Source organism: Amycolatopsis sp. NPDC102522 (assembly GCF_055584485.1).
Genome location: NZ_JBVJLY010000004.1, coordinates 520,930 through 541,026, shown reverse-complemented (window position 1 = coordinate 541,026; position 20,097 = coordinate 520,930). Strand labels below are relative to the sequence as shown.

Sequence of the window (20,097 nt, the reverse complement as noted above, 5' to 3'; positions counted from 1 at the left end):
GGGGGGGGGGGGGGGGGGGGGGGGGGGGGGGGGGGGGGGGGGGGCGTGGTCCCACACCCCAGCCCCCCACAAAACGCTGTTGCGAAAGTGGCTTTCGCAACCCCGCTACTTCGCCGGACCGCCCCAGGTCAAAGGCCTCGTGAGTGGTTTGGACGGTTAGAACCAGCCTTGCCACTCACGACCAGAAGGCCGCCTTCAGGTACCAAGGCAAGGTGTGTAAGGAGTCCTTCACGCGCGGCCGCTGTGACTGCCGGTACGCCTGAGGCGAACGTGGCGATCGCCGAGTCCGTGAAGGCCTCCTTCCCTACGCTGAAAGTAGGGAAGGAGGCCTTCACGGACTGACGACTAGCTCAGCAGCGACTCAGGGACCGTCGACGCCCGGCGTCCAGCTTTCCGGGTCGCCGGATTCGGTCAGCACCGGCTGGTACTGCGCGAAGCCTTCCGGCGCGTCCGGATGCCACGGGAAGTGGCCGTCCGGCGTGGCAACGATCATCTGCAGCGCCGGGAAGTCCCCGTCCGGGTAGATCAGGAACGCGTGCCCGAAGTACTCGGGATAGTGCCCCTTCGCGACCCGTTCGAAGACCACCGGCGCGCCCTCGAAGAAATTGTCGTAGCGCTTGCCGACCTCGAAGATCTCACCGGCGGCCGCACGGTCGACGTAGGCGTCGAGCAGGACGGGCCCCATGTGCTCGGGCAGTCCGATCACGACCACTTCCGCGACGTTGTGCAGCGCCCAGGCGCACGCGGTGAAGCAGAAGTTCGCGTCCTCCTCGTCACCTTCGACCGCGATGACCGCGTTCCCTCTCGCCTGTGCCTGCGACTCGATCCACTGGACGAGTTCGGATTCTTCGGCGGTGAGGGCATCGGCTTCGGAGGTCGTCACGCGCGACATTCTGCCCCACGCGAGCGCCCGCACCTAGTCCCGGGACCGATTTTCCACGGCATGGCGGGAAAATCGATCAGCCGACCTCGGCCATGACCTCATCGGAGACATCGAAGTTCGCGTAAACGTTCTGCACGTCGTCGCAATCCTCGAGGGCGTCGATGAGCTTGAAGACCTTCTTCGCGCCGTCGACGTCCAGCGGGACGCTGACCGTCGGCAGGAAGGTGAGATCCGCGGACTCGTACTCGAAACCGGCTTCCTGCAAGGCTTTCCGGACCGGGACGAGATCCGTGGCCTCGGAGACGATCTCGAAGTTCTCGTCGAGGTCGTTGACCTCCTCGGCGCCCGCGTCGAGCACGGCCATGAGGACGTCGTCCTCGGCCGCCTCGCCCTTGGGCATGATCACGACGCCTTTGCGGTTGAACATGTAGGCGACCGAACCCGGGTCGGCGAGCGAGCCGTTGTTCCGGGTGAGCGCGGTCCGGACCTCCATGGCGGCGCGGTTCTTGTTGTCGGTGAGGCATTCGATCAGCACGGCCACACCGTTCGGGCCGTAGCCTTCGTAGGTGATGGTCTGCCAGTCGGCGCCGCCCGCTTCTTCACCGGCGCCGCGTTTGCGGGCGCGTTCGATGTTGTCCTGCGGGACCGAGTTCTTCTTGGCCTTCTGGATGGCGTCGTAGAGCGTCGGGTTGCCGTCCGGGTCGCCACCGCCGGTGCGTCCCGCCACCTCGATGTTCTTGATCAACCGGGCGAAGAGCTTGCCGCGCTTCGCGTCCAGGTTGGCCTTCTTGTGCTTCGTGGTGGCCCACTTGGAGTGGCCGCTCATCTCTCCTCCATCTACTGCTGTGCCCGCCGCTGGGCACAGTGTCAGTTTTGCTTAAGCCTGCCGCACGAGGTCGACGAACAGCCTGTGCACGCGCTCGTCCCCGGTGAGTTCGGGGTGGAACGACGTGGCGAGTACCGCCCCCTGCCGGACCGCGACGATCCTAGCGGCCGCGTCGTCCGGGCCCGGCATTTCGGGGACACTGGCGAGTACCTCCACCCCGTCGCCCGCCTTTTCGACCCATGGGGCGCGGATGAACACAGCGTGCACCGGGCCGCCTTCGATGCCGGTGAAGTCGAGATCGGCTTCGAACGAGTCGACCTGCCGCCCGAAGGCGTTGCGCCGGACGACGACGTCGAGTCCGCCGAGTTGCCGCTGGTCAGGACGTCCGTCGAGGGCTTGGCGGGCGAGCAGGATCATCCCGGCGCACGAGCCGAACGCGGGTAGTCCGTCCGCGATGCGCTCCCGCAAGGGCTCCAGTAGCTCGAAGGTCTCGAGCAGCCTCGACATGGTGGTCGACTCGCCACCCGGCAGCACCAGACCGTCCACTTCGGACAGTTCGCTCGCGCGGCGGACCGGCAGCGCACGGGCACCGGCGCGCTCCACCATCGCGACGTGCTCCCGCACGTCGCCCTGCAGTGCGAGCACGCCGACCACCGGCCGTGCCCCCGTCGCGATCGCCACCCGACCTCCCGAAAGACCTTCCGCTCAGCTTAGGCGCCCCGGGGAACGGCCAGGTCAGGGGACCCCGGCCAGCCGCAGCAGGGCGGCGGTCGCGGCGGCCGCCACGACGACCAGCGCGAACGGCACCTTGCGCCAGGCGAGCACGCCCCCGACCAGGACGCCGGCGGGCCGGGCGTATCCGGCGAACTCGTGTCCCTCGGTGAACGCGGCGACCGCGACCAGCGCGGCGAGCAGGACGACCGCCGAACGCGCCATCAGCTTTTCGGCCTTCGGCGACACGGTGAATCGTGCCTTCAGCACCGGTCCGGCGAACCGGAAGGCGAAGGTCCCGGCGGCGAGCACGCCGCCGGCGATGATCAGGTCCATCGGGTCCATCAGTGCACTCCCTCGGGTTCACGTTCGGAGGGTTCCTTCGCGGCCACTCCGGCGAGTACGCCGACCAGCGCGAGCAGCACCGGCAGCCCGGTGGGGAGGAACGGCGTCGTCACGAGCGCGACGGCGACCCCGAGGAACACCGGCAGCCGGGTGGCGCGGTCGCGCAGCGACGGCAGGACCAGCGCGAGCAGGACCGCCGGGAAGGCCGCGTCGAGACCGAAAGCGTCGGTGTCGCTGATCGCGGTCCCGGCGTACGCCCCGGCGAGGACGCCGACGTTCCAGCACACGAACAGCCCGATCCCGCACACCCAGTACGCCGCGCGGCGGCGCTCCTCATCGCGCTGAGCCAGCGCGAACGCGACCGATTCGTCGATCATCAGGTGGCTGCCGACGATCCTCGACGACCACCGCTTCCCCAGGACGTCGCCGATCGCGAAGCCGAACGGCAGATGGCGCGCGTTGGCCAGCAGGCCCGCCGCGACGGCGGCGACCGGGCTCCCGCCCGCGGCGATGATGCCGACGAACATGAACTGCGAGGCGCCGGCGAAGACCAGCACAGAAAGGAGCATCGGCGCCCAGATCGGGAAGCCGGAGCCGACCGCGATCGCGCCGTAGGAGATGCCGACAATGGTGTCGGCGAGGCAGACCAGCCCGATGTCACGGAGAAGATCGCGCCCCAGGACACGAGTGGTTGTTCGCCATATCGAACGCATAGCATCATACAATGAACGAACGCAGCCGTGTTCGTCAAGGCGAACGCAACGACCGATGGAGCGAACGCATGTCCCCGACCGCGTCCGACGGCGCACCACTGGACGTCATCGCCACGTCCCTGCGCCGGGAACGCGCCCGCGCCGGGCTGTCCCTCACCGAGCTCGCCAAACGCGCGGGCATCGCGAAGTCCACGCTCTCCCAGCTGGAGTCCGGGACCGGGAACCCGAGCGTCGAGACGATCTGGGCGCTGTGCGTCGCGCTCGACGTCCCGTTCTCGCGAGTGGTCGAGCCCGAACGTCCCCGCGTGCAGGTCATCCGCTCGGGCAGCGGGCCGACGGTGTTCGCCGAACACGCCGACTACGCGTGCACGCTGCTCAGCTCCTGCCCGCCCGGAGCCCGGCGCGACGTCTACCTGATTCGCGGCGAGCCCGGGCGGCCCCGGCTTTCGGATCCGCATATGAGCGGCATCGTCGAGCACATGGTCCTCAGCGCCGGGCGGGCCAGGGTCGGCCCGCAGGACGACCCGATCGAACTCCTGCCCGGCGACTACATCTGCTATCCCGGCGACGTGCCGCACATCTTCGAGGCGCTCGAACCGGGCACGTACGGCGTCGAGATCGCGGAGTACACCTGATCAGGCGGCCGGCTCGTCGGCCTTCTCTTCGGTGACATCAGCGAGCTTCCAGCCGCCCTTCCGCCGCAGCACCAGGAGGTAGTACCCGATCGAAAGCAGGACGACGCAGGCCGTGACGATCAGGCTCGGCCGTCCGACAGCGGGGTCGAGCACGTTCTGGTAGACCACGAACACCAGCACGGCCAGCGCCAGCACGGGCGCGACAGGGAACCACGGCATCCGGTACGCGGCGTGCGCGGTCGCGCCGGTGCGGCGGCCGACGATCGCGCCGAGACAGAGTGCCGCGTAGACAGCCACGATCGACGTACTGGTCACCACCAGCAGCAGTTTCGGATCGACGAAGCAGAGCAGCGCGGCCACCAGGCCGGTGCCGACGGTGGCCACCCACGGCGTCCCGAACTTCGGGTGCACCGCGGACAGCGCCCGGTTGACCGGCAGCGGCCACGCCCGGTCACGGCCGCTGCTGAACAGCATCCGCGAGCTGATCAGCACGATCGCCAGTACCGCGTTGATGATCGCGAGCGCGACGGCAAGGCCGAGCACGGTGTCGAGGGTTCCGCCGCCGACCGAGCCGATGAAGTAGGACAGCATGTTCTCCGAGGCGAACAGCGCGTTCAGATCCGGCGCGCCGAGCAGGACCGCGGTCACCGGGATCAGTTCGGCCAGCACCGTGATGCCGAGCGCCAACAGGATCGCGCGGGCGATCCCGCGGGACGCGTCCTGTGTCTCCTCGCCGAAGTACACCGCCGAGCCGTAGCCGTTGTAGGCGAAGATCGCGACCGACGTGGCGATCGCGATGGCGCCGACGGTGGCCGGGCCGCCGTCTGAGGCGACCGGATGCGCGAGCAACTCGGTGAACGAACGCGCCGGGTTCAGCAGCCCGAGCGCGCTGACCACGATCAGCGCGAGGATCTCGATCCCCAGGAAGATCCCGGTGACCCAGGCGTTGAGCTTGATGTCGAACACCCCGACCCCGGCCGCGACCACGCAGGTCACGGCGGCGATCACCGAGCCGGGCACCCCGGGGAGGAGCACGCCGAGATAGGTGCCGACGCCGAGCGCGATCACCGCGACGATGAGCACCTGCGTGATGATCATCAGGCCGAGTACGGCGAACCCGGGCAAGCGGCCGAGCGTGCGGGTGACGATCGCGTACTCGCCGCCTGCCAGCGGGAACGCCGACGCGAGTTCGGCGTAGACGAAGGCCATGAACACGCCGACGACCGCGGCGGCCAAGAAGCTGTAGAAGGCGCCCGTACCGGCGCCGGAGATCACCCCCGGCGCGATGATGAAGACCGACGAGGCTGGACTGATCGCGGAGAGCGTGATGAGCAGCGTGCCGAGGGTGCGCAGACCGCGGCGTAGGGCGGGAGTGGACACGGCCGACCTCCTGGAAGGTGGTTCTTTGAGTCTCCTTCGAAGAACTGTTGAGCACGCATCAAAGGCCCTTCATCGTGTGACGTCAAGACCTGATCGCACTCAGCCCTTGCGTTTTTCGAACAAGATTCGAAGAATGAGATCATGGCGAGACCGAGCAAGGCACCGGAACGACGGGCCGAACTGATCGAGGTGGCCAGACAGGCCGTCCTCGAACGCGGCGTGCTGAACCTGCGGTTGCGGGACATCGCCGAGGGGGCGGGCCTGTCGTCGGGTTCGGTCCTGTACTACTTCCCCGCCCTCACCGACCTGCTCCAGGAGGTGCAGCGTGAGGCGGTGGCGCGGTTCTGCTCGGCGAGGGAGCTGGCCGCGGGCGCGAAGTCGGGCCCGGCCGGACGGCTGCTGGCGATGATCCGCAGTGGCCTGCCCACCGGCCCTACGGACGAACTCTGCGTACTGCTCTACGAACTCGGCACGATCGCCCGCCGCGATCCCGTGTACGCCGCCCGGCACATCACGCTCTACGAGCAGCAGGTCCGGATCTACACCGGCATCCTCGAAGCGGGCGCGGCCACCGGCGAGTTCACCCTGACCGCGGACGCGGTGTCGATCGCGCGGAACCTCGTCGCGCTGGAAGACGGCTACGGCCTGCACCTCACCCAGGCCGTGCCGACACTGGAAACCGCGACAGCCGAAGCGATGTTGCTCTCCTACGCCCGCACAGCCACCTCGAACCCTTTGGAGGACCGTTCATGACCCGCGCCCGTGACCTGGGTATCCCGCTGCCGGGCCGGACCGGCGAGCACAACGCGCTCACCGACGTTCCCGGCGTCGAGATCGGTTTCACGACGCTCGTCGAAGGCGAATCGGTGCGCACCGGCGTCACCGCCGTCCTGCCGCGCGGGCACGAGGATTTCGCCGTGCCCTGCGCGGCAGGGACGTACGCCCTCAACGGCAACGGCGAGATGACCGGCACCGCTTGGCTGGCCGAGACCGGGTCGCTGACCTTGCCGGTGCTGATCACCTCCACGCACGCCGTCGGCGCGTGCCATCGCGGCGTGATCGACTGGGTGGTGCGCGAGCGGCCCGACGTCGCGGCCGAATGGCTGCTGCCGGTGGTCGCGGAGACCTGGGACGGTTATCTGAACGACAGCACCGCGCCGACCATCCACAGTGGACACGCCATCGCCGCGATCGACGCCGCGCGAACCGGGCCCGTCGACGAAGGCTCCATCGGCGGCGGGACCGGGATGACCTGCTACGGCTACAAGGGCGGCACCGGCACGGCCTCCCGCGTGGTGTCCTACGGGGACGACGAGTACACCGTGGGTGTCCTGGTACAGGCCAACTTCGGCTCGCGCCGCGAACTCACCGTGGCGGGTGAGCCCGTGGGGCTGGAACTCCGCGCCGACAACCCGATGGAGGAGGAATGGTCGGCGCCGTCGGGCGCCGGGTCGGTGATCGTGATCGTGGGCACCGACGCCCCCCTGCTGCCCGGCCAGTGCACGTCGCTCGCGCGCCGGGTCCCGCTCGGCCTCGCCCGCACCGGCACCACGGGCTCGCACTTCTCCGGCGACCTCTTCCTCGCCTTCAGCACGGCGAACCCGGGCTCGCTCACCAGCCGGTTCCCGCGGACGGAAGAGGCCGAGTACGAGAACCTCCGGTTCGTCCCGTGGGGCAGGCTCGACCCGTTCTTCGAAGCCGCGGTCCAGGCGACCGAAGAGGCGGTGCTCAACGCGCTGTTCGCGAACGAGGAGATGACCGGCCACCGAGGTCACCGGGTCCCCGCGGTGCCGGAGGCGCACTGGCGCGGCTGATCCGGCACGGCTTCGTGCACGCGGTGGCTGTCCGGAGCCGACCGGTACCGATGTGCGTTCGGACAACAGAAGATCTTTGTTCGGGCAAACGCATTGACCTTCCCCTGGCGACGCTGAAATCTGGAAGTCCGGATCAGCCTCCGCCGAGTTTCCCTGGGTCACAGGGAAATCCCCGAGAAGGTGCGAAAGAAAGGAACACGCAGATGAATGGTCTCGTGCTGCCCACCGCTTCCGACCTGGAAGCCGACCTGACCGACGTCCGATCCGCGAAGATCTCCGCCTATCACTTCCCCTTGGTCGAGGGTGAAGGAGCGCCGGAGTACAGCGAACTCAACGGCCGCTGATTCGCGTCGGGCCGGCGGTGGCGCGCCGTGCCGCCGGCCCGGTCAGGTCCCGATTCGCCTCCCGCGTAAGGGAATTGAGATGAAGACGATGCACCAGACGACTCAGGCCCCCGGGCAGGCAGAACCGAGTGCGGCCAAAGTGGTGTTCGACGGAACTCATCGGAGCCGCGTCCCCGAAGACACCTGGCGGTGGATCAAGCCGAAACTGCCGCGGCTCGGCATCACCCGCGTCGCCGACGTCACCTGGCTCGACGAGATCGGGATCCCGGTTTTCCAAGCGGTCAGGCCGAATTCGTTCACCCTGTCGGTTTCGCAAGGCAAAGGGAACAGCCGCGAGCTCGCCCGGGTTTCGGCGGCGATGGAAAGTGTCGAGTTGTGGCACGCGGAAAATCCCCTGAAGGCCTCTACACAGACGGGTTCGGTCTGCGAGGTGGAGCCTCTGGTCGGATATCGGGTTCACGAACTCCCTTTGGCGAGCCGGAACTACCTCAACCCCGACACGAGACTGTCCTGGCGGACCGCGCACCTGGTCGACGGCGGCGGAGAGTCCTTGGTGCCGTCGGATTTCGTCCGGCTGGACTATCGGTGCGACGAGCGGTGGTCCCCGTCGCTGTTCCGGTCCAGCAGCAACGGACTGGCCAGCGGGAACACGCTGGACGAGGCGCTGCTGCACGGGATGTACGAGCTCGTGGAACGCGATTCCATCGCGCGGGTCGCCCGGGAGGGGACGCCGAACCTGGTGGACGCGGAGACCGTCGCCGACCCCGGGCTGGTGGGCCTCCTGGAGCGATATCGCGCGGCGAAAGTGCATGTCCAGATGAGCTTCTTGGCGAACCCGTATCGAATCCCGGTCTTCAGCGTCCTGATCTGGAGTGACGCCTTCCCCGCGACTTTCGCCGGTGCCGGTGCCCACTCGGACGCGGCGGTCGCTCTGTCTCGCGCGCTCACCGAAGCCGCGCAGTCTCGCGCCACGGCCATCGCGGGGGCACGGGACGACATCGGCAAGGCACCGTACCGCGAAGCCCGTGTCTTCGGGGTCCGGCGTTCGTCGGACTCTCCGCCCTTCGAGGGCCAGGACAATCCGGCGATCGCCTTCGCCGCCATCGAGTCTTCCGCACTCCCCACTCTCGACAGCGAAGTGAAAAAGGTCGCCGAGAGAATCAAGCTGGTGACCGGTCACGCGCCCTTGTACGTCGACTTGACGCAGCCGGAAATCGGGGTCCCGGTGGCACATGTCGTCTGCCCCGGCACTTCCCTGCAGCTTCACTGAACTCGGAGCGGACGATCATGCCTCGTTGCCTTCTCTTCATCGGCCCGAGCCTGCCGGACGCGGCCGATCTGGTGCGGGACTCGGCGATCGAGGTCCTGCCGCCCGTGGCCGCAGGCGATCTCCTCCGGCTGTCCCTGGACCCAGGTGACGTCGTCGGTATCGTCGACGGCTACTTCCACCAGGTCGGCACGGTCCGCCACAAGGAAATCCTGGCCTTGCTGAGCCACGGCGTCCGTGTTCTCGGCGCCGCCAGCATGGGCGCGCTCCGCGCCGCCGAACTGGACTCCTTCGGCATGGAAGGAATCGGCGGGATCTACGCGGACTACCGTGACGGGCTTCTGGAAGCGGACGACGAGGTCACCCTGCTGCACAGCACGCCGGACGAGCACTACCGGCCGCTGTCCGAACCGCTGGTGTGCCTGCGGGCCACCCTGTCCCGGGCGGTGGAAGACGGCGTTTGCGACAGCGGGACAGCGGCACGTCTCGTCGCCACGCTGGCCGCGTGGCCATTCGGACGACGCTCCTACGACGGCCTGGTCACGGCAGGCCGGGAAGCAGGGATCGACGCGGATACCGTTCACGAGATCCGCCGGTACTGCCTTGCTCATCGTCTCGATCCCAAACGCGAGGACGCGTTGCTGCTGCTGGACTCCCTGCGTCAGGCCAGTCGAGCCGAGCGTTCGACGTCACCCGCTGTCGCACCGGTGAACCGGACGTCCTTCCTCTGCTCGTGGCAGATCGCCGCGTCGGGTCTCGACATCGGCGACTCCCCACGCCACGGGCATCTCGGTGCACTGCGCGCTTGCCAGTTGTTCGCGGACGACTACCCCCGGTTCCACCTGGAACTGATTCTCCGCGCGCTGATGACGGATTGCGCCAAAGAATGTGGTGCGAATTCACCCGCCGCGGACGACGAAGATCTGGAACAGATCGCGCTCCGCCACGGCGAGCACCGCGGTCTCTACCGGCTCCCGGCCGACCCCGCCCGGCTCGAGTTCCTCACCCAATGGACGACCCGAACCGAACGCGACACCCTGCCCCTACCCGATCAGCTGGTCACGTTCCTCGTCCGCAGCTTTCGCGTGCACCCCGGGCTGACCTGGGACGAGCTCGCGATCCGGCATCTGCGCCACCAACCTCCTTGGCAGGACGCGCGACACCTCGTCCAGCTGGCCTGGGACGTGAACGATCGCGTGTTCGAGGAGAACTGGGAGCACGACATCAACGATCTCTCGTCCGAACGGATTCTCGATTGGTTCTCCCGACGCTGGGAGATCCCGGGCGCCGAACTCGAACTGGCGGCGATGGACCGCGGCATCGAATCGCTGGACAGCCTGACCATGGCGGGACGAGCCTTCTACCTGTTGGCGCGCTACAACCCGGATTTCGTCCATCTCGATCTCGACGTCTCCGCGGCGCAGGAAGTCCACGAGACGAGCGTCGTGCCCCTGACGCGTTAGAGCCAGTCCGCCTCGATGCCGCGTGCCCGCACCGTCTCCAGCGCCTCCTCGTTGCCCGTGTAGAGCAGCGTCATCGACTTCAGGTTGGGAAAGTGCCGCAAGTCGGCGAACTCGTCGACGTCGAACAGCGCGTCCTCGCCGTCCCAGTTCGGCGCGATCTCGAGGTAGATCTCGTTGCCACCGTCCATCTCGATCTCGGTGATCTTCTCCGCGAGCTCGGCAGGGACCTCAAGCGCCGCGAAGTAGGCCAAGGCCTCAGGCACCGCCTCGACGCTCCCGCCGTCGTAGGTGAAGCCCTGCTCGGCGGCGTACTCCCGCAGGTCGAACCTCGGGAGGAGTTCCTGGTTGTACATCAGCTCTTGGACCACGGCGAGCTTGAAGTTGGTGTCGGCGAACGGGATCGGCTGGCTCATACCCGAACCTTACAAATAGCGGCGACGCAGTGGTCCGAAATGGACAGATCTCTCAGTCATCCGTTTCGGCCACGCGGTCGCGGAGCCGCGCGTGCATGCCGCGACCGAGCGGCCTGCCGACCAGGCTCAGGACCGGCCCGAGCGGTCGAGTTCCCGGAACGCGGAGCGCGCCGAGGAACGCGAAGCGCGTCCCGGTACCTTCGGCGACAGCGGCCATCCCGCCGACCACCCGGGTGCTCTGCATCACGCACCAGCCGGGCCGCAGGGCGATGTCGAAGGAGTCCCGGAGTCCGAAGTGGCCCGCGATATCGGCGACCAGGGCTTCGCCGTCATCGCGGACGATCCGCACCGAACGGATGGTGCGCAGCAGCCGTGGCAGCTCGTTTTCCAGGTCCACCGCGACCGCCCAGACCCGGTCGAAGGGCGCGTCGAGCACAGCCTCGGCGAGGAACGCGCCGGGCAGGGCCGCGGCCAGTACCCGCATCCGGGCGACAGCGTCGAGTTCGGTGACCGGCCAGCTCATCGGTCCCACTCCTTTCGGAAGCTTTTCCGCGCGCGGAAGAGCCGCGACTTCACCGTGCCGGCTGGCACCCGCAGCAACTCCCCCGCCGCCTGCTCGTCGAGACCTTCGACGTCACGGAGCATCAGCACCGCGCGGTGCTCGGGGCTCAGCCTGTCGAGCACGTCACGGATGTCGACGGCGAGCTCAGAGTCGCCGGCGGCCGGGACTTCGGCGAGTTCGGCGGGCACGGCCCGCCGCGCCCGTTTCGCCACCCGCACGGCCTCGCGGACCGCGATCGCGCGCGCCCAGCCGAACACCGCGGCAGGCTCGGCGAGCCGCGGCAGACTCCGGAAGATCGCGATCAGCGCCTCCTGAGCGGCGTCGGGCCCGTCGTCCAGCGCGATCGGGCCGCACAACCGCCCGACGTACGGCGTGAGCAGGCCGAGCAGCTCCTGCATGGCAAGCGCGTCACCACGCTGAGCGGCACGCACAAGCTCGTCGAGTTCGGGCATTCGCCTCCTCACCTAGCGGGATCCCGGCTTATAGAGGACGGCGAACCCCGGATGGTTCCTGGGACGCGGGTCACATTTCCGCCGGGAACGTCCTCGGCTCGCCGTTCCTCTCTCGGTCAAGAACTCCGAAGGAAGGACACGCCGATGAGACCATTCCCCGAAGTAGACGGGGTCAGGCACCGGTTCGTGGACGTCGCAGGTGTCCGGCTGCACGTCGCCGAGGCCGGTACCGGAACGCCGGTGCTGATGCTGCACAGTTTCCCGCAGCACTGGTACGCCTGGCGTCAGGTGCTCCCCGGCCTGGCCGAACACCACCGCGTGCTCTGCCCGGACTTCCGGGGCGCGGGCTGGTCGGATTCGCCGAAAACCGGCTACGACACGCAAACTCGCGTCGACGATCTGATCGGCCTGCTGGACGCGCTGGGGCTGGAGCGGGTCTCGCTCGTCTCGCACGGCTGGGGCGCGTGGACCGGCTTCTTCCTCTGCCTGCGAGCGCCGGAACGGATCGAGAGCCATCTCGCGCTCAACATGACGCATCCGTGGCCGGACCGGGCGGCGATCCGCGCGCAGGCCTGGCGGTTCTGGCATACCGCGCTCTGGGAATACCCGCTGCTCGGACCGGCGGTGTTGCGGCACTGGCCCGGCCTGACCGGATTCCTGCTCCGCCGCTGGGGCGCGGCGGACGACGCGATCGCCGAGTTCACCGAGGACAGCCGCCTGCCCGCCCACGCGCGAGCAGGCCAGGCCCTGAACTGGCAGTTCGTCGTCCACGACCTGCGCCGGCTCCGGCGCTACCGTGAACTTCGACTGAGTGTGCCGACCGAAATCCTCGTCGGCGGCCGGGACGTCCTCGTGCCGCAGGCCTTCCTGCGCGGTGGTGAGCGGTATGCGGACGACCTGCGCGTCCGCGTGCTCGAAGACTGCGGGCATCTCATTCCCGAGCAGCGGCCCGACGCGGTCGTCTCCGCGGCCCGCGCCCTGTTCGCCGATCACCGGGCGATTTGACGGAGCGGGCCGAAAACTTCGGGTCCGCGCTACTGAGCCGATCCCCGGACCTCGGCACGGTGCACGCGGATCCGCCTGCCCGCCCGGCGGGCCCGCGCGACCCAACCGTTACGACCGGCCTTCAGCATCTGCTCGGTCCGGTAGTCCACCTCGGCCAGTACCCCGGCGAGCAGAACGTCGTTGCTGTTCGTCACTGTTTCCCCTTAGGACTCACTACCGCTTTCGGTAGTGATCAGATTCGTCCTGAGGGGCCCGCTCCAGCATCGGGTGAACACCTACACACAGGCGCGGATCGACCCCTTACTCCCGCTCATCACCTGCTCGGGGGCCGTAAGGGGTCTTATTCCGGCTCAGGGCCCAGGCGAGCGTCGAAAGCGCCCCGCCTGGCCGAAGCCTGACGGGGCGCTCTCCTCAAACCTGGATTCGCAGGTTCCGAGCTTTACCAGCCGCGCTCGGAAAGGCGGTGCGGCTCGGGCACGTCGTCGACGTTGATGCCGACCATCGCTTCACCGAGGCCACGCGAAACCTTCGCGATGACGTCCGGGTCGTCGTAGAACGTGGTGGCCTTGACGATCGCCTCGGCGCGCTGCTCCGGGTTGCCGGACTTGAAGATGCCGGAACCGACGAACACGCCTTCGGCACCGAGCTGCATCATCATCGCGGCGTCGGCCGGGGTCGCGATACCGCCCGCGGTGAACAGCACGACGGGAAGCTTGCCCTTCGCCGCGACCTCCTTGACGAGGTCGAACGGGGCCTGAAGTTCCTTCGCCGCAACGTAAAGCTCGTCCTCGGGCAGCGAGGAAAGGCGCCGCAGCTCCGCGCGGATCTTGCGCATGTGCGTGGTCGCGTTCGAGACGTCGCCGGTGCCGGCCTCGCCCTTGGAACGGATCATCGCGGCGCCCTCGTTGATCCGGCGCAGCGCCTCACCGAGGTTGGTCGCACCACAGACGAAAGGCACGGTAAAGGCCCACTTGTCGATGTGGTTCTCGTAGTCGGCGGGCGTCAGCACCTCGGACTCGTCGATGTAGTCGACGCCGAGCGCCTGCAGCAGCTGCGCCTCGACGAAGTGGCCGATGCGGGCCTTCGCCATGACGGGGATCGAGACGGCCTCGATGATGCCGTCGATCAGATCCGGGTCGCTCATCCGGGCGACACCGCCCTGCGCGCGGATGTCGGCGGGGACCCGCTCGAGCGCCATCACCGCGACGGCGCCGGCGTCTTCGGCGATCTTCGCCTGCTCGGCGGTGACCACGTCCATGATCACACCGCCCTTGAGCATCTCCGCCATCCCGCGCTTGACCCGGGCGGTGCCGGTGAGCGAGGTGGTGGCCGTGTTCGTGGAGTCGTCAGACACTGCTGGACCTTTCGGAAAACGCACGAGGTGGGATGACGTCTCCGAGGGTAGGCCGCTTTTGGACCTCTGAAGCAGGCCAGTTCGCAGCGATTTCAGCAGTCCACTGGGTGATCTGGCGCGCACCCCGATCTAGCGGGCCAGGCCCTGTTCGAAGGCGAACAGGCCGTCCGGGTCGTACTTCCGCGCGACCCGCCGCAGCCGCGGCAGGCTTTCGCCGTAGTACGCCTTCGCCCAGTCCGGCATCTCCGGGTCGATGTAGTTGACGTATCCGGCCTGCCCGTACTCCCGGCCGAGCTCGTCCCGGACCCGGCCGATCACTTGCCGCGCCTTCGCCTCGCCGCCGTCCAGGCCACGGGTGATCTGGATGCTGCCCAGCGCGGACCGGTGCGGGAAGCACGACTCGCTCGAAGGCACCCGCGCGATCGCGCCGCCGTACGCGTCCACGATCGAGTACAGGTGAGGGTCGCTCGTCAGCAACGACGCCAGCACGTCGGGGTCGGGCACCGGATGGGTCAGCATTCTCGAAGTGGCCACGTACTCCCCTCGCTGATCGACAGCGGCGGGGAACTCGACCTGATCGGCGAACGCGCGCATGGTGGCGAGGTGGCCCTGTTCGGTCACTTCACGAGTGAGCGGCTCGGTGCCGACACGGCGGACGAGGTCGTCGAGCAGCGGATTCAGCTGCGCCGCCCGGCCCACGAAACAGCCTCCGCAGTTCACCGCGTCGGAACCGAGGCCCATCCCGGACCACAGTTCGTCCGGCATCGCGGGCTGCCACTCCTGCCACGCCGCGACGAGGTCGGCGAGCACCGCGGGAGGGAAGGTCAGCGCGAAGTTCGTCAGCGTGCGCGCGGCCGCCGTCCTGAAGGTGAACGACGTGACGATGCCGAAGTTGCCGCCGCCCCCGCCGCGCAACGCCCACAGCAGGTCCGGCGCGGTCTCCGCCGACACGAGCCGCAGTTTGCCGTCCGCGCCGACGAGGCGGACGGATTCCAGGTTGTCGCAGGTCAGCCCGTATTTGCGGCCCAAGACACCGATACCGCCGCCGAGCGTCAGGCCCGCGATGCCGACCTGCGGGCAACTACCGGCCGGGAGCGCGCGACCCGCCGCCGCCAGCGCTTCGTACACCTGGCCGAGTACCGCGCCCGCCCCGATCGCCGCGCGGCCGCCCGCCACGATCCCGATCGTGTTCAGCCGGGACAGGTCGACGATGAGTCCTCTGTCCACTATGGAGTAACCCGCGTAACCGTGCCCGCCCGAGCGCGCCGCTATCGGCACGTGGTGCCGCGCCGCGAAATCGACACAGCGCCGGACGTCGTCCTCGTTCGCACAGACCGCGATACCGGCCGGCAGCCGGTGGTCGTACAGCGAGAAGAACCCGAGCCGGGCTTCGTCGTACCCGGGTTCACCGGGCCGGAACAGCGTGCCCGACAACCGGGCGCGCAACCGTTCCCACTCGTCTCCGCCGCCGTGCCCGGGGAGCAGCGCGGGCGCCGCCGACAGCATCGGGACCGCACCTGCGAGCCGTAACACCGTTCGTCTGTCGAGCTCCATCGGTCATCCCCCACCGTCGGATTCGGTTCGGATTCGCCTCCGGGTGTCCGCCATCGAGCATAACGCCGGGTCGACATTCGGGGGGTCCCTCGCCGGTCTCCTTGCCGCGACGGGCGTCGCGGGTGTGTGATCGAGGACACACCTGTACGCGGCATCGTGTGGTGAGGAGACCGGCATGGTCGAAAAACAGAGCAAGAACGGAGACTCCGGGGCCGCCGTCGCTGTGGACGACCCGGCGAAAGTCCGCAACGTCGTCCTCGTCGGCCCGTCGGGATCAGGAAAGACGACACTCGCCGAAGCGCTGCTCGCCGCTTCCGGCACGGTGACACGGGCGGGCTCGGTCGTGGAGGGCACCACGGTCTGCGACCACGACCCCGCCGCGGTCCGGCAGCAGCGGTCGGTCGGCCTTTCGGTCGCGCCGGTGCTGCATCAGGACCACAAGATCAACCTCATCGACACCCCCGGATACGCCGATTTCGTCGGCGAGCTCCGGGCCGGGCTCCGCGCCGCCGACGCGGCGTTGTTCGTGGTCTGCGCCGCGGAAGGCGTCGACGCGGCCACGGTCGCGGTCTGGGAGGAGTGCGCGGCGGTCGGGATGCCGAGGGCGGTGGTCGTCTCCCGGCTCGACCATCACCGCGCCGACCCCGCAGGCGAGATCTCGGCCTGTCAGGAGGCTTTCGGCGCCGGCGTCCTCCCGCTGTACCTGCCCGCTCGCGACGGGCTCGTGGGGCTCATCACGCGTCGCTACTTCGACTATTCGAAGGGCTTCCCGCCCGAGATCGGGGAACCGGACGGCACCGATCTCGCCCGGATGACCGAGGCCCGCAACGAACTGATCGAAGGGGTCATCGCCGAGAGCGAGGACGAGTCCCTGATGGACCGGTACCTCTCCGGCGAGGAGATCCCCGAGGACACCCTGATCGCCGACCTCGAAACCGCCGTCGCCCGCGGGTCCTTCCACCCGGTGATCCCGGTGTGCGCGACGACCGGGGTGGGGCTCGCCGAACTCCTCGACGGGATCGTGCGCGCCTTCCCCTCACCGCTGGAGCACGTCCCGCCGGAGGTCACCTCACCCACCGGCGAACCGCACGCCGGTCTCCGCGCCGACCCCGACGGCCCGCTGGCGGCCGAGGTGGTGCGGACGGCTGTCGACTCCTATGTCGGCAGGGTGTCGCTGGTGCGGGTGTTCTCCGGGACCCTGCGCCCGGAACGGCCGGTGCACGTCTCGGGCCACGGCCTCGCCGAACGCGGCCACGAGGATCACGACGCCGACGAACGGGTCGCGCATCTGTACTCGCCGCTCGGCGCGAACCTGCGCGAAGTCCCGTACTGCGTCGCGGGCGACCTCTGCGCGCTCACGAAGGTCGGCTCGGCGGAAACGGGCGACACCGTCTCCTCGCCCGAGGATCCGCTGATCATGAAACCGTGGACGATGCCGGAACCGCTGCTGCCGGTCGCGGTCATCGCGAAGACGCGCAGCGACGAGGACACGCTGGCACGCAACCTTTCCCGGCTCGTCGCGGGCGACCCGACACTCCGGCTGGACCGCAACGCCGAGACCAGCCAGCTCGTGCTGTGGTGCATGGGCGAGGCCCACGCAGACGTCGTGCTGTCACGGCTGCGCGCGGGAGGCGCCGACGTGGACACCGAACCCGTCCGCATCAGCCTGCGCTCGACCTTCGCCGGACAGGGCCGCGGGCACGGGCGGCACGTCAAGCAGTCCGGCGGTCACGGCCAGTTCGCCGTCTGCGACATCGAAGTCCAGCCGCTGCCGAGGGGTTCGGGCTTCGAGTTCGTGGACAAGGTCGTCGGCGGCTCGGTGCCCCACCAGTTCATCCCGAGTGTCGAAAAGGGCGTCCGGGCCCAGGCTCAGCGAGGGCTCGTCGACGGCCATCCGCTGATCGACATCAGGGTGACCCTCGTCGACGGCAAGGCGCACAGTGTCGACTCGTCGGACGCCGCGTTCCAGACGGCGGGCGCGCTGGCGCTGAAGGAAGCCGCCGCGGCGGCCAAGATCGCGTTGCTCGAACCACTCGAAGAAGTGGCGGTGCGGCTTCCGGACGAACACCTGGGCACCGTGCTGGGTGACCTCTCGTCCCGTCGCGGCCGTGTGCTCGGCACCGAATCGGGCGAGGGCGGCCGCACGGTCATCCGCGCCGAGGTGCCCGCCGTGGAACTCCTGCGCTACGCGATCGACCTGCGTTCACTGACCTCGGGCACGGCGACGTTCACCCGCAGGCACGCCCGGTTCGAGCCGATGCCGGAAGGAGCGATCGCGAACTAGAACTCGAAGCCGCCCGGCCGTCCGTTCCGGTCGGCCAGCAGACCGGCCACGGTGGCGACGGCGATCTCGGGCGGTGTGCGGGAGCCGATGTTCAGCCCGACCGGGCGATGCACGCGGGTGATCTCGCCGTCCGGAACGCCCAGCGCCTTCAGCGCGGCGACGTGCGGCCCGGCGTGGCGCGGATTGCCCAGCACCCCGACCCACCTGGCCGGGCGATCCAGCACGGCTTTGAGCACCTCGCCGAGTTCGGGCCGGTCGTGATCGGTGACGACCACGTCGGCGTCCGTTCCGAGTTCCGGCACCGTCGTGACGGCTTCGAAGCCGCCCTCGACGTCCGTCGCCCGTGCGCCGTCCGGCTCGAACAACACCGGCGTGTACCCGAGATCCTTGGCGTAGCGCAGAAGGAACGACGCCACCGGCGTCGCGAACACCGCCGCCAGAACGCGATCGCTCACGGTTTTGTCCTCCTACAGGTCAGGTTCGGCGATTTCGAAGTATTCCGGGAGCCGGGCGGTACCGGCGAGGCCGAAGTACCGGACCTTCCGGCGCCGCCGCAGGTGCAGGGTGTCCCGGACGGCGTCGTTGTGCACGCGCCGCGCGATCACGACGCGATGCTCGGCGTCGGTCAGCTCCTCGGCCAGCGGCGGCGGCAAGGTCGTGCGGTCGACGCGTGCCAGCCGCAGCGTCAGTTCGCTCTCCTCGGCTTCGCGATCCGGCCTTTTCGCCCGCTCGGCGCGCTCGGCCAGCTCGCGCAGTTCGTCGTCACCCAGGATCGCGGCGGCCGCCCTCGCGACGACGGCTCGCCGCGCGAGGGCCGCGTCGAGCGCGGCCCAGCCCGCGTCCGTGCGGACGTGCAGCCTGTCCAGCCGGTTCGCCGTCGCGAGCAGGAAGAGCCCGCCCAGCACGACGATCGCGGCCGCCAGCCCGCCGATCCACACCCAGGTCGTCATCGGCTGAACTCGCGTTCGCCCGCGCCGACCCGCCGGGGGTCGGCGGCGATCGCCGTCTCGTACACCCGCAGGACCTGGGTGGTGACCACGGACCAGTCGAACATCGCGACCCGCTCCCCCGCGGCCGCCGCCAGCGACGCCCGTTGTGCCGGGTCGCCGAGCAGTTCACGCAATCCGTCGGCCAGGGCCGCCGCGTCGCCGGTTTCGGTCAGCATCCCGGCCTTGCCGTCGTCGAGGACCCGGCGGAACGAGTCCAGCCCGCTCGCCAGCACCGGGGTGCCCGCCGCCATCGCCTCGGTGAGGATCATCCCGAAACTCTCGCCGCCCGTGTTCGGCGCGCAGTACACGTCGACGCTGCGCAGCGCCCGCGCCTTCGTCTCGTCGTCGACCTGGCCGAGCAGCTCGATGTGCGGCGCCAGCTCCGACCCCGCCGCGCGCCGGAGCTGGTCGGCGTCGCCGCGGCCGACGACCAGCAGCCGCAGCTCCTCGAACTCCGGCAGCAGGAGCCGCAACGCCTCCAGCAGGACCCCCATCCCCTTGCGGGATTCGGTGTACCGCCCGACGAACCCGACCGTGCCACCCGCTCGCGGGTAACCGTCCAGCGGGAGGGCGCGGGAGAAGAAGTCGACGTCGACGCCGTTGGGCACCTCGACCGCGTCACCGCCGGCGTGCTCGACCTGGACCCGGCGGGCCAGTGCCGAAACCGCGATCCGCGCGGTGATCTTCTCCAGCAGCGGGCGTAGCACCGGCTGGAACGCCGCGAGGGTCCGCGAACGTGTCGTCGCGGTGTGGAAGGTCGCCACGATCGGGCCGTCCGCGACCTTCAGCGCCAGCAGGGAAAGACTTGGTGCGGCGGGCTCGTGCAGGTGCAGGACGTCGAAGTCGCCGTCGCGGATCCACCGCCGCACCCGGGCGTAGGACACCGGGCCGAACTGCAGCCGCGCGACCGAGCCGTTGTACGGGATGCCGAGCGCCTTACCGGCGGGGACGACGAAATCGGGGACGTCGGAGTCCTCGTCCGCGGGGGCGAGCACCGAGACTTCGTGCCCGCGCGCCAGGAGCGCCTTCGCGAGGTCGATGACATGTCCCTGCACGCCGCCCGGCACGTCGAACGAGTACGGGCAGACGATCCCGATCTTCAT

The 20,097-nt window shown here is 69.1% G+C and carries 23 protein-coding genes; 8 read left to right on the top strand and 15 right to left on the bottom strand.

Translation table 11 applies throughout. The features are described 5' to 3' along the window. Positions 1-361 precede the first annotated feature (361 nt). From ACZ6YV_RS15325 to ACZ6YV_RS15305, 5 genes are all read right to left on the bottom strand, one after another. Positions 362-892, bottom strand: coding sequence for a DUF4262 domain-containing protein (locus ACZ6YV_RS15325; RefSeq protein WP_465510173.1), 531 nt, complete (start codon positions 890-892; stop codon positions 362-364). Positions 893-959: 67 nt separating this feature from the next. Next, a complete protein-coding gene (locus ACZ6YV_RS15320) occupies positions 960-1,709 on the bottom strand; it encodes a YebC/PmpR family DNA-binding transcriptional regulator (RefSeq protein WP_020635997.1) in 750 nt (249 codons plus the stop codon). Between the two features lie 51 nt (positions 1,710-1,760). Then, the gene (gene pdxT / locus ACZ6YV_RS15315; RefSeq protein WP_465510172.1) at positions 1,761-2,390 is read right to left on the bottom strand and encodes a pyridoxal 5'-phosphate synthase glutaminase subunit PdxT; all 630 of its coding nucleotides are present in this window, start codon (positions 2,388-2,390) and stop codon (positions 1,761-1,763) included. A 54-nt stretch (positions 2,391-2,444) separates the two neighbouring features. Next, positions 2,445-2,765 (bottom strand): AzlD domain-containing protein, encoded by a 321-nt coding sequence (locus ACZ6YV_RS15310; protein WP_465510171.1) that lies wholly within the window; start codon positions 2,763-2,765, stop codon positions 2,445-2,447. Then, positions 2,765-3,478, bottom strand: a complete 714-nt coding sequence (locus tag ACZ6YV_RS15305; protein WP_465510170.1) for an AzlC family ABC transporter permease — start codon at positions 3,476-3,478, stop codon at positions 2,765-2,767. The genes ACZ6YV_RS15310 and ACZ6YV_RS15305 overlap by 1 nt, the downstream gene beginning before the upstream one ends. 68 nt (positions 3,479-3,546) lie before the next feature. Here ACZ6YV_RS15305 and ACZ6YV_RS15300 point away from each other — a divergent pair, with 68 nt between their 5' ends. Next, positions 3,547-4,113: a helix-turn-helix domain-containing protein gene (locus ACZ6YV_RS15300; RefSeq protein ID WP_465510169.1), complete on the top strand. Its 567-nt coding sequence runs from the start codon at positions 3,547-3,549 to the stop codon at positions 4,111-4,113. Here ACZ6YV_RS15300 and ACZ6YV_RS15295 read toward each other — a convergent pair whose 3' ends face one another. Further along, a complete protein-coding gene (locus tag ACZ6YV_RS15295) occupies positions 4,114-5,493 on the bottom strand; it encodes an APC family permease (RefSeq protein ID WP_465510168.1) in 1,380 nt (459 codons plus the stop codon). It lies immediately after the preceding gene. 141 nt (positions 5,494-5,634) lie between these two features. Between ACZ6YV_RS15295 and ACZ6YV_RS15290 the strand changes: the two genes are divergently transcribed. From ACZ6YV_RS15290 to ACZ6YV_RS15270, 5 genes are all read left to right on the top strand, one after another. Then, positions 5,635-6,246: a TetR/AcrR family transcriptional regulator gene (locus ACZ6YV_RS15290; RefSeq protein WP_465510167.1), complete on the top strand. Its 612-nt coding sequence runs from the start codon at positions 5,635-5,637 to the stop codon at positions 6,244-6,246. Continuing rightward, positions 6,243-7,307, top strand: a complete 1,065-nt coding sequence (locus ACZ6YV_RS15285) for a DmpA family aminopeptidase (RefSeq protein ID WP_465510166.1) — start codon at positions 6,243-6,245, stop codon at positions 7,305-7,307. Before ACZ6YV_RS15290 ends, ACZ6YV_RS15285 begins: the two co-directional genes overlap by 4 nt. Positions 7,308-7,510: 203 nt before the next feature. Next, the gene (locus ACZ6YV_RS15280; protein ID WP_378239311.1) at positions 7,511-7,651 is read left to right on the top strand and encodes a hypothetical protein; all 141 of its coding nucleotides are present in this window, start codon (positions 7,511-7,513) and stop codon (positions 7,649-7,651) included. Positions 7,652-7,730: 79 nt separating this feature from the next. After that, positions 7,731-8,921, top strand: a complete 1,191-nt coding sequence (locus ACZ6YV_RS15275; protein ID WP_465510165.1) for a YcaO-like family protein — start codon at positions 7,731-7,733, stop codon at positions 8,919-8,921. A gap of 17 nt (positions 8,922-8,938) precedes the next feature. Then, complete coding sequence (locus ACZ6YV_RS15270; RefSeq protein ID WP_465510164.1) at positions 8,939-10,381, top strand: TfuA-like protein; 1,443 nt, start codon at positions 8,939-8,941, stop codon at positions 10,379-10,381. Here ACZ6YV_RS15270 and ACZ6YV_RS15265 read toward each other — a convergent pair. The 3 genes from ACZ6YV_RS15265 to ACZ6YV_RS15255 are packed head-to-tail and all read right to left on the bottom strand — an operon-like array spanning position 10,378 to position 11,808. Beyond that, positions 10,378-10,794, bottom strand: coding sequence for a DUF6892 domain-containing protein (locus tag ACZ6YV_RS15265; RefSeq protein WP_465510163.1), 417 nt, complete (start codon positions 10,792-10,794; stop codon positions 10,378-10,380). The genes ACZ6YV_RS15270 and ACZ6YV_RS15265 overlap by 4 nt on opposite strands. A 52-nt stretch (positions 10,795-10,846) precedes the next feature. Continuing rightward, entirely contained in the window at positions 10,847-11,317 is a 471-nt protein-coding gene (locus tag ACZ6YV_RS15260) for a hypothetical protein (protein ID WP_465510162.1), read from the bottom strand. Then, positions 11,314-11,808: an RNA polymerase sigma factor gene (locus tag ACZ6YV_RS15255; RefSeq protein WP_465510161.1), complete on the bottom strand. Its 495-nt coding sequence runs from the start codon at positions 11,806-11,808 to the stop codon at positions 11,314-11,316. The genes ACZ6YV_RS15260 and ACZ6YV_RS15255 overlap by 4 nt, the downstream gene beginning before the upstream one ends. Before the next feature lie 144 nt (positions 11,809-11,952). Between ACZ6YV_RS15255 and ACZ6YV_RS15250 the strand changes: the two genes are divergently transcribed. Beyond that, positions 11,953-12,813: an alpha/beta fold hydrolase gene (locus ACZ6YV_RS15250; protein WP_465510160.1), complete on the top strand. Its 861-nt coding sequence runs from the start codon at positions 11,953-11,955 to the stop codon at positions 12,811-12,813. Between the two features lie 29 nt (positions 12,814-12,842). On the opposite strand, the gene ACZ6YV_RS15245 is transcribed toward ACZ6YV_RS15250, so the two are convergent. The 3 genes from ACZ6YV_RS15245 to ACZ6YV_RS15235 form a co-directional block, all read right to left on the bottom strand. Then, complete coding sequence (locus ACZ6YV_RS15245; RefSeq protein WP_465510159.1) at positions 12,843-13,007, bottom strand: hypothetical protein; 165 nt, start codon at positions 13,005-13,007, stop codon at positions 12,843-12,845. Positions 13,008-13,252: 245 nt separating this feature from the next. Then, the gene (gene pdxS, locus ACZ6YV_RS15240) at positions 13,253-14,167 is read right to left on the bottom strand and encodes a pyridoxal 5'-phosphate synthase lyase subunit PdxS (RefSeq protein ID WP_465510158.1); all 915 of its coding nucleotides are present in this window, start codon (positions 14,165-14,167) and stop codon (positions 13,253-13,255) included. A 129-nt stretch (positions 14,168-14,296) separates the two neighbouring features. After that, complete coding sequence (locus tag ACZ6YV_RS15235) at positions 14,297-15,721, bottom strand: FAD-binding oxidoreductase (RefSeq protein WP_465510157.1); 1,425 nt, start codon at positions 15,719-15,721, stop codon at positions 14,297-14,299. Between the two features lie 175 nt (positions 15,722-15,896). On the opposite strand from ACZ6YV_RS15235, the gene ACZ6YV_RS15230 reads away from it, so the two are divergent. Next, positions 15,897-18,005 (top strand): elongation factor G-like protein EF-G2, encoded by a 2,109-nt coding sequence (locus ACZ6YV_RS15230; RefSeq protein WP_465510156.1) that lies wholly within the window; start codon positions 15,897-15,899, stop codon positions 18,003-18,005. Here the strand turns inward: ACZ6YV_RS15230 and ACZ6YV_RS15225 are convergent. The 3 genes from ACZ6YV_RS15225 to ACZ6YV_RS15215 are packed head-to-tail and all read right to left on the bottom strand — an operon-like array spanning position 18,002 to position 20,097. Next, entirely contained in the window at positions 18,002-18,460 is a 459-nt protein-coding gene (locus tag ACZ6YV_RS15225; RefSeq protein ID WP_465510155.1) for an XdhC family protein, read from the bottom strand. The genes ACZ6YV_RS15230 and ACZ6YV_RS15225 overlap by 4 nt on opposite strands. A 12-nt stretch (positions 18,461-18,472) precedes the next feature. Continuing rightward, positions 18,473-18,955, bottom strand: coding sequence for an NUDIX hydrolase (locus ACZ6YV_RS15220; RefSeq protein ID WP_465510154.1), 483 nt, complete (start codon positions 18,953-18,955; stop codon positions 18,473-18,475). After that, positions 18,952-20,097, bottom strand: a complete 1,146-nt coding sequence (locus tag ACZ6YV_RS15215; protein ID WP_465510196.1) for a glycosyltransferase family 4 protein — start codon at positions 20,095-20,097, stop codon at positions 18,952-18,954. Before ACZ6YV_RS15215 ends, ACZ6YV_RS15220 begins: the two co-directional genes overlap by 4 nt.